At 65.3% G+C, this 8,349-nt stretch carries 9 protein-coding genes; 6 read left to right on the top strand and 3 right to left on the bottom strand.

Going from position 1 to position 8,349, the window contains the following annotated elements:
• The 5 genes from ppk1 to VFJ08_RS00505 all read left to right on the top strand — a co-directional run.
• The coding region (gene ppk1 / locus VFJ08_RS00525) for a polyphosphate kinase 1 (RefSeq protein ID WP_324994060.1) at window positions 1–1,186 on the top strand (1,186 nt) is incomplete at its 5' end.
• A 132-nt stretch (window positions 1,187–1,318) separates the two neighbouring features.
• Window positions 1,319–2,302 (top strand): lipid-binding SYLF domain-containing protein, encoded by a 984-nt coding sequence (locus VFJ08_RS00520; protein WP_324994059.1) that lies wholly within the window; start codon window positions 1,319–1,321, stop codon window positions 2,300–2,302.
• Window positions 2,299–3,009, top strand: a complete 711-nt coding sequence (mtgA, locus tag VFJ08_RS00515) for a monofunctional biosynthetic peptidoglycan transglycosylase (protein WP_324994057.1) — start codon at window positions 2,299–2,301, stop codon at window positions 3,007–3,009. Before VFJ08_RS00520 ends, mtgA begins: the two co-directional genes overlap by 4 nt.
• 72 nt (window positions 3,010–3,081) lie before the next feature.
• Entirely contained in the window at window positions 3,082–4,095 is a 1,014-nt protein-coding gene (locus VFJ08_RS00510) for a hydrolase (protein WP_324994055.1), read from the top strand.
• Between the two features lie 86 nt (window positions 4,096–4,181).
• Complete coding sequence (locus VFJ08_RS00505) at window positions 4,182–5,363, top strand: phospholipase D-like domain-containing protein (protein WP_324994053.1); 1,182 nt, start codon at window positions 4,182–4,184, stop codon at window positions 5,361–5,363.
• 29 nt (window positions 5,364–5,392) lie between these two features.
• Here the strand turns inward: VFJ08_RS00505 and VFJ08_RS00500 are convergent, their stop codons facing one another.
• From VFJ08_RS00500 to glnK, 3 genes are all read right to left on the bottom strand, one after another.
• Window positions 5,393–5,731: a P-II family nitrogen regulator gene (locus VFJ08_RS00500; RefSeq protein WP_324994051.1), complete on the bottom strand. Its 339-nt coding sequence runs from the start codon at window positions 5,729–5,731 to the stop codon at window positions 5,393–5,395.
• Window positions 5,732–5,839: 108 nt separating this feature from the next.
• Window positions 5,840–7,147: an ammonium transporter gene (locus VFJ08_RS00495; RefSeq protein WP_324994049.1), complete on the bottom strand. Its 1,308-nt coding sequence runs from the start codon at window positions 7,145–7,147 to the stop codon at window positions 5,840–5,842.
• 347 nt (window positions 7,148–7,494) lie between these two features.
• The gene (gene glnK, locus VFJ08_RS00490; protein ID WP_324994047.1) at window positions 7,495–7,833 is read right to left on the bottom strand and encodes a P-II family nitrogen regulator; all 339 of its coding nucleotides are present in this window, start codon (window positions 7,831–7,833) and stop codon (window positions 7,495–7,497) included.
• Window positions 7,834–8,022: 189 nt separating this feature from the next.
• Between glnK and VFJ08_RS00485 the strand changes: the two genes are divergently transcribed.
• A complete protein-coding gene (locus VFJ08_RS00485) occupies window positions 8,023–8,265 on the top strand; it encodes an accessory factor UbiK family protein (RefSeq protein ID WP_324994045.1) in 243 nt (80 codons plus the stop codon).
• The last annotated feature ends 84 nt before the right edge of the window (window positions 8,266–8,349 follow it).

Below are 8,349 nucleotides of genomic sequence, written 5' to 3'. Positions count from 1 at the left end.
GTATCAGGTCAACGGCCCGGTCAACGTCAACCGGCTACTGTCGCTGCAGGGCCGGGTCGACCGGCCGGATCTGAAATATCCGGCGTTCAATCCAAGCCTGTCCGGCGCGCTGGCGCCCTTTGGCGATCTGTTCGCCGAGATTCGCTCGAACGACGTGCTGCTGCACCACCCCTTCGATTCGTTCCTGCCGGTGATCGATTTCGTGCGTCGTGCGGCCTCGGACCCGAAAGTGCTGGCGATAAAGCAAACCCTGTATCGCACCGGCTCGCAGTCGGCGGTCGTGGACGGCCTGGTCGAGGCCGCGCGGGCGGGCAAGGAAGTGACGGTGGTGGTCGAGCTGCGCGCGCGCTTCGACGAGGCCGACAACATCGAGCTCGCCAACCGGCTGCAAGAGGCTGGTGCACACGTGGTCTACGGCGTGGTCGGCTATAAGACGCACGCCAAGATGACGCTGATCGTGCGCCGCGAGGCCGATGGGCTGCACAACTACGTGCACATGGGCACCGGTAACTACCATCCCAAGACCGCGCGCTTGTATACCGACTACGGCTTGCTGTCCTGCGACGGGCCACTCGGCAACGATGTGCACGAGATTTTTCTGCAACTGACCAGCCTGGGCAAAGTCAGCGGGCTCGAGCGCATCGTGGATGCGCCGTTCCGGCTGCACGAAACGATCATCGAGAAGATCGGGCGCGAGGCCAGGGCGGCGGCCGCGGGCCGCAAGGCCTGGATCGTGGCCAAGATGAATGCGCTGGCCGAGCCGGGCGTGATCCGGGCGCTGTACGCGGCATCGGCCGCCGGCGTGCGGATCGATCTCATCGTGCGCGGCGTTTGCTGTTTGCGTCCTGGCGTGCCCGGGGTGTCGGACAACATCCGCGTGCGCTCGATCGTGGGCCGGTTTCTCGAGCATGCGCGAGTATTCCATTTTGCCGCCGACGGGGCGCCTGAACTGTATCTGTCGAGCGCCGACTGGATGGAGCGTAACTTCTTCCGCCGGGTGGAAATCTGCTTTCCCGTGACCTCGCGCCCGGTATATCATCGGGTCGAGCGCGAGCTGGCGCTCTACCTTGCCGACAACAGCAGTGCCTGGTTGCTCGGCGAGGATGGGCGCTATACAAAGGCGCGGCCGACGGGGGATGAGCCCGTGGTGTCGGTGCAGAAGCGTCTCATGAGGGGGCCGGAGTAGGACCATCGCCGCGGCAGGTCATGAACCCTTGTCGTCGGCCGTGGTCCCAAGCGAGAGACCGTGGCCCGGCGCGGCCGGCCACCCGATCCAGCGAACCGCCACGCGGTTCGACCCGCAAAGGAAACGATCAGCATGAAACGATGGATGACTGTACTCGCCGCCGTATTGATGGTGGCCGCCGGCAGTCTGACGACGACCGGCACCGCGCTCGCCGCCAGCGAGCCCGACGACATCATGAATAACGCGACGAGCGTGCTCGATCAGTTCGTCAACATTCCCGAAAACAAGATTCCCTCGGCGCTGCTGCAACAAGCGTACGGCATCGCGGTGATTCCGAGCGTGTTCAAGGCCGGCTTCATCGGCGGCGTGCAGTACGGCAAAGGGGTGCTTTCGGTGCGCACGTCCGACGGGAGTTGGTCGGACCCCACGTTCATCAAGCTGTATGGCGGTTCGTTCGGCTTCCAGGCCGGCGTATCTTCGACCGATCTGATTTTGGTGTTCAAAACCCGCCGCAGCGTCGATCGGCTGGCTGATGGCGAGTTCACGCTCGGCGCCGACGCCTCGGTGGCGGCCGGGCCGGTCGGGCGCCGGGCGGGCGCATCGACCAATCTGAGTTTCGATGCCGAGGTCTATTCCTATTCACGCTCGCGCGGCCTATTCGCCGGCGTCGCGCTCAACGGCGCGCGTCTCGGTATCGCCCAGGACGCCAATTGGCTGTATTACGACCAGGCCGGCATCGACGCCCGTACCCTGCTCAACCGCAGCAGCGGTTCGAATCTGCCGCAATCGGGCCAGCGTTTCATCTACACGCTCAACCAGTATATGCCGGCTTCGAACGATCAATTCCATTATGGCTCGAACACCGGCGGCGGCAGCATGAACAGCGGCTACACCGGCGCCGGCAGCAATAGGTCGGCGAATTCGCAGGGCTATGGCCAGACTTATGGCCAAACCACGCCCTACAACGGCGGCGCCGGCGGCGGCGTGACGGTGCAACAGAACGGCAACGTGAACGGCGCGTCGAACTACGGCAGTGGCAGCTACAACAATGGCGCCGCCAACAACAACAGCTATAACAGCCGGCAAAATGGCGGTACGGGCAGCAACGGCTATTGAGGATACTGCTTAAACGACCGCTGCGCGATATCGCGCTCATCGCCGTCGTCGTCGCCCTGGCGCCGGCGGCGGTGCTGCTCGTCTTGCGGGTGATCAATCCGCCGGCGAGCGCCTTCATGACGCTGACCGCGGTCAGGCTGCATGCCGAGCATCCCGAGGCCGAAATCAGCCAGGACTGGGTCGGCCTCGACGCCATCGCGTCGTGCATGCCGCTCGCCGCGGTCGCCGGGGAGGATCAAACCTTTCCCACCAACCACGGTTTCGTCTGGTCCGCGATCGAGCGCGCCATCAAGCACAACGCCAACGGCGGCACGGTGCACGGCGCGAGCACCATCACCCAGCAGACCGCCAAGAATCTTTTTCTGTGGCCGGCCAAAAGCTATATCCGCAAGGGTATCGAGGCTTATATCACGCTCTGGATGGACCTGCTGTGGTCCAAGCGACGGGTAATGGAGGTCTATCTCAACGTCGCCCAGTTCAGCGATACGGTGTTCGGCGTTCAGGCCGCGGCCAAACAGTTGTTCCATACCGACGCGGCGGATCTGTCGCGCCGTCAGTGCGCGGTGCTTGCCGCCGTGTTGCCGGCGCCGAGCGAATACGACGCGGCCAATCCGAGCAGCTACGTGGCCGGCCGCCGGGCCTGGATTCTGCGTCAAATGCGGCATCTGGGGCCGCATTATCTGGACGAGGCCCTGGGGATGGATTAAGTGTAGAATACATGAGTCAATTGCGGCGGTGGCACGGCTGGCCGCGTTTTCGTTTCAATCGTCATTTTGGTCATGCTGACAACCAGCGAGTTCAAACCCGCGTTTTGGCTGCGTAACCCGCACGCCCAGACTCTGTTCGCATCGCTGATGCGCAGCCTGCCGCCGCTCGCGGTCGAGGCCGAGCGGCTGGAACTCGACGACGGCGATTACATCGATCTGTCGTGGCTGCCGGCGGCCGGGCTGGCCGAGGATGCGCCGCTGGTGGTGGTGCTGCACGGTCTCAACGGTTCGCTCGAATCCAAGTATGCGCGCGGCTTGTTGCGTGAAGTCGCCGCCCATGGCGGGCGCGGCGTGCTCATGCATTTTCGCGGCGCATCGAAGCCCAACCGGCTCTCGCGTTCCTATCATTCGGGCGAAACCGGCGATCTCGGCATTGTGCTGGCGCGCCTGCGCGAACGCTACCCGCAGGCGCCGCTGGCCGCGGCCGGCTATTCGCTGGGCGGTAACGTGCTGCTCAAGTATCTGGGCGAGCAGGGCAGCGAGTCGCTGTTGACCTGCGCGGCCGCGACGTCCGTGCCCTACGATCTCAAGACCTGTGCCTATGCGGTGCAGCGGGGTTTGTCGCGTATCTATCAGGCGCACTTGATCAACGGCATGCGCGAGATCGTCGAGGCCAAGATCCGCGACGGCATCATCGAGCCATTACCTGATCTGCATCGTCTGCGTGATTTTCCGAGCTTCGACAACGCGGTCACCGCGCCGCTCAACGGCTTCGCCGACGCCTACGACTATTACGCGCGGGCGAGCAGCCGTTCGTTTCTCAAAGGTATCCGCACGCCCACGCTGATCCTGCACGCCCGGGACGATCCGTTCATGTCGCCCGATGTGGTGCCGCGCGCGGACGAGCTGTCCGATGCGATCCGGTTCGAACTGTCGGAGAACGGCGGCCACGTCGGGTTCGTGTCGGCCGGGCGTTTCGGTGCGCCGGTCTACTGGCTGGAAGAACGTATTCCGAGCTATTTTCGTGGGCGCCTGCCGGGTTTCGAACCCGCCGCCGAGGACAGTGCCGTTGGCGAGACCGGATAGGCCGGCGCGTCGCGGCCTGGTTGTGCCCGGGCAGGCTGGACGCATGCCGTATGCTTGGGCGCGAATTACAACCACCCGATCTTTTGATGAGTAATCGACAGACGGCGCCGGCGCCGCAATCGGTGACGGATTATCGTCGCTGTTTCGAGGCCGCGCTCGGCTTGCCTTTTACCGGGGGCAACCGGATCGAGCCGTTGGTTAACGGCTGCCGGATCTTCCCGGCCATGATCGAGGCGATCGAAGCGGCCGAGGAATCGATCGATTTCCTTACCTTCATTTACTGGCAGGGCGGGGTCGCCGAGCAATTCGGCGCGGCGCTGGCCGAGCGCGCGCGGGCCGGGGTGGCGGTGCGCGTTCTGCTGGATGCGTTCGGCGCGCACAGTATGCCGGCCTCGGTGCTCGATCAGTTGGCCGAGGCCGGCGCGCAGATCGCCTGGTTTCGCCCCAAGGCGCGCTGGCGCATCTGGCAAATCGACAACCGCACCCACCGCAAGATTCTGATCGTCGACGATCGCGTCGGCTTCACCGGCGGGGTCGGCATCGCCGCGGAATGGGAGGGCGACGCCCGCGGTCCGAACGAATGGCGCGAGACCCACTTCCGCATGACCGGGCCGGTCATCGACGGATTACGCGGCGCCTTTCTTTCGAACTGGATCGAGGCCGGCCAACCCGGTTTCGAACAGCGCCGTTCGTATGCGCCGCAACCCGCGACCGGCGACGCGGCGGTGCAGGTCATCCGGACCTCGGCGGCCGTGAACTACAGCGACATCGCCACCCTGTTCCGGCTGGCGCTGACCGTCGCCCAGCACCGCATCCGCATCGCGACCGGCTATTTCGTGCCCGACGCCGATACCATCTCGCTAATGCGCGCGGCCGCCAAGCGCGGCGTGGTGGTGGAAGTGCTCATGCCGGGCCCGCATACCGATTCCAAAATCGCGCGCATGGCCGGCGAGGATACCTTCGCGACGCTGTTGGAAGCCGGCGTGCGCCTGTATCGGTTCCAGCCGACCATGCTGCATACCAAAATGGTGCTGCTGGACGAGTCGCTGGTCATGGTCGGCTCGGCCAACTTCAATCATCGCTCCATGGGCAAGGACGATGAAATTGCGGTGGTGGTGATCGATAACGCGCTGGTGGCCGGGCTGTCGGCGGACTACGATCATGACCTGACGCGCGCCGAACGCGTCGATGCCGATGCCTGGTCGCAACGCGGCGTCTGGCAACGGCTGCGTGAACTCGTGGGCCGGCTGCTCAGCCCGCAGGCCTGAGGCGGACCGCGACGTTCGCCCTTCGAGCCCTAAAGCGCGTCGCGGTCGGTTTCGCCGGTGCGGATGCGCACCACCTGTTCGAGATCGTGCACGAAGATCTTGCCGTCGCCGATTTGGCCGGTCTTGGCCGCGCCGATGATGGCGTCCACCACCGCGTCGAGCCGGTCTTCGTCGACCGCGACCTCGAGCTTGACCTTGGGCAGGAAATCGACTGCGTATTCGGCGCCGCGATAGAGCTCGGTGTGGCCTTTCTGCCGGCCGAAACCACGGACTTCGCTCATCGTCGTGCCGTGCACGCCGACCTCGGCGAGAGCCTCGCGAACGTCGTCCATGCGAAACGGCTTGATGACCGCGGTGACCATTTTCATCTCGTGTACTCCTCTGGCGCTGTGCCGGCGAGTCTACATGCCGGCGCTCTGTAGCGCATAGCCGCGGCGATCCGCGCGCCGCCAGTGTGTATCGATGGGCGCATCGATCTACAGGTCGTAGGCTTGCTCGTCGTGCAGCGCCAGATCCAGACCCGCCTGCTCGGACTCCGCGTCCACCCGCAGGCCGATGATCGCCTTGAGTGCCATGAGGATGATGAAGGTGACGACGGCGCAGTAGACAACGGTCACCGCAACGCCGGCGGCCTGGATACCGATCTGGACGAGGATACTGCCGCCGGCGTTGTCGGAGACGCCCACACCGCCCAGGCTCTTGGCCGAAAACACGCCGGTCAGCAGGGCGCCGACGATACCGGCGACGCCGTGCACGCCGAAGGCGTCCAGCGAATCGTCATAACCCAGCCGCGTCTTGATCAGCGTGACCGCGTAGAAGGCGAAGAAGCCGCCGCCGACGCCGATCGCGATCGAGCCCATCGGGCCGACGAAGCCCGACGCCGGCGTGATCGCGACCAGACCGGCGACCGCGCCCGAGCAAATGCCGAGCACGCTCGGCTTGCCGGGGCCGCCCCACTCGAGAAACATCCAGGTGAGCGCCGCGGCCGCGGTCGCGAGTTGAGTCACGAACATCGCCATGCCGGCGGTGCCGTCGGCGGCCAGTTCGCTGCCCGCGTTGAAGCCGAACCAGCCGACCCACAGCATCGAGGCCCCCATCAGCGTGTAGCCAAGGTTGTGCGGGCGCATCATGGTTCTGGGATAGCCGTTGCGCCGGCCCAGCACCAGGGCCGCGACCAGGCCGGCCATGCCGGCATTGATGTGCACCACGGTGCCGCCGGCGAAATCCTGCACCCCCAGGCCGCCGAGAAAGCCGCCGCCCCAGACCCAGTGCGCGATCGGGGTGTAGACCAGCGTCACCCACAAGCCGATGAACCACAGCATCGCCGAGAACTTCATGCGCTCGACGAAGGCGCCGACGATCAAGGCCGGGGCGATGATGGCGAACGTGAGCTGGAAGGTGGCGAACACGGTTTCCGGAATCGTGCCCGACAGGCTGTCCGCGTCCACGCCCGCCATGAACGCCTTGGACAGACCGCCCCAGATCATGCCGTCGCCGCCGAAGGCCACGCTGTAGCCCCACAGCGCCCAGATCAGCGTCACCAGACAGCAGATCGCGAAGCACTGCATGAGCACCGACAGCAGGTTCTTGGCCCGCACCATGCCGCCGTAGAACAGCGCCAGCCCCGGGATGGTCATGAACAGCACCAGCGCGGTCGCGGTGAGCATCCAAGCGGTATCGCCGGCGCTGAGCGCGGGCGCGTTGTCCCGGGCCAGCGCCAGTCCCGGCGCCGACAGCGCGGCCAGGCCGAAGCCGGCGGGTTTCCATAGGAGATGTTTCGACATGAGGCTACCTTTTTTGATATCCGCGCACGGGCGGCGACCGTTGCACCGGTCCGGGTCAAGCACGGTTTGTGCCAGGTGTTCCAGGGGCTGTTGCCGTTTCATACGACGCCGCGCCGGCGGCCATTTTGTCGCAATACAAGGCGCAGCGAGCGTGCGGTAACGGGTTACCGTAGCGAGGTGCAACGCAGGGTTGCGGCAAAATGGCCCCGGCCCTTCGGGTTGCGGCCCCAAATCGCGCCATCCGGCGTTGCAGAGCTTGACCGCAGAATGACTGCGGCCGGCGCTCTGCGTCTTGGCTGACACGATTTGGGGTTGCAACGCGGGGCCGTATGAAGCGGCAACAGCCCCTAGAGCGCGTCCCGACCGGTCTCGCCGGTACGGATACGGATCGCCTGCCCGAGTTCGAAGACGAAGATTTTGCCGTCGCCGATTTTCCCGGTGCGCGCCGCCTTGGAGATGGCCTCCACGGCGGCTTCCAAAGCCGGTTCCTCGATCGCCACCTCGATCCTGACCTTGGGCAGAAAGTCGACGACATACTCGGCGCCGCGATACAGCTCGGTGTGACCCTTCTGGCGGCCGAAGCCCTTGACCTCGGCGACCGTGATGCCCTGTACCCCCACTTCGGACAACGCTTCACGGACCTCGTCGAGCTTGAACGGCTTGATGATGGCGGTGATCAATTTCATAACGGGCTCCTGTGACGCATGCATGGGCGATCGCCGCCGGGCGATCGTCGGAATACGCCTAGCACTCACCGTGCCAGCTTCGCGCGGCCGGGCCCGCGGCCGCCGCCCGGCAAGAAAACCGAGATGGTCGCTTTGCGCGCGAGGGCGCATCGATGCATGCTTGTATAGAGTCTTTCCAGAGCATCCGATATGCGTTCCATCGAAGACATGGCCGCGCGGCTGGCCAATGCCTTGCCGCCCCAGGTCGCGCCGCTGCGCGAAGAGCTCAAGGCGAACTTTCGGGCCGTGCTGTCCAGCCAGCTCGCCGAGCTGGATCTGGTGCCGCGCGAAGAGTTTGAAGCCACGCGCGAGATGCTCACGCACGCGCGCAAGCGCCTGACCGAACTGGAGAAACGAGTCGCGGAACTGGAATCGCATGACGACGCGGGCTGAAGTATTGGCCGCCAATCGCGACGGCCTGGCCGCCTGATCCGTGGCGCTGGCCACCGTGTACAGCCGGGCGCAGACCGGCTTGAT

Source organism: Salinisphaera sp. (assembly GCF_035690525.1).
In the GTDB taxonomy this organism is placed as follows: Bacteria; Pseudomonadota; Gammaproteobacteria; order Nevskiales; family Salinisphaeraceae; genus Salinisphaera.
Note: the sequence above shows the minus strand (reverse complement) of the source record. Positions and strands in the feature narration are given on the sequence as shown.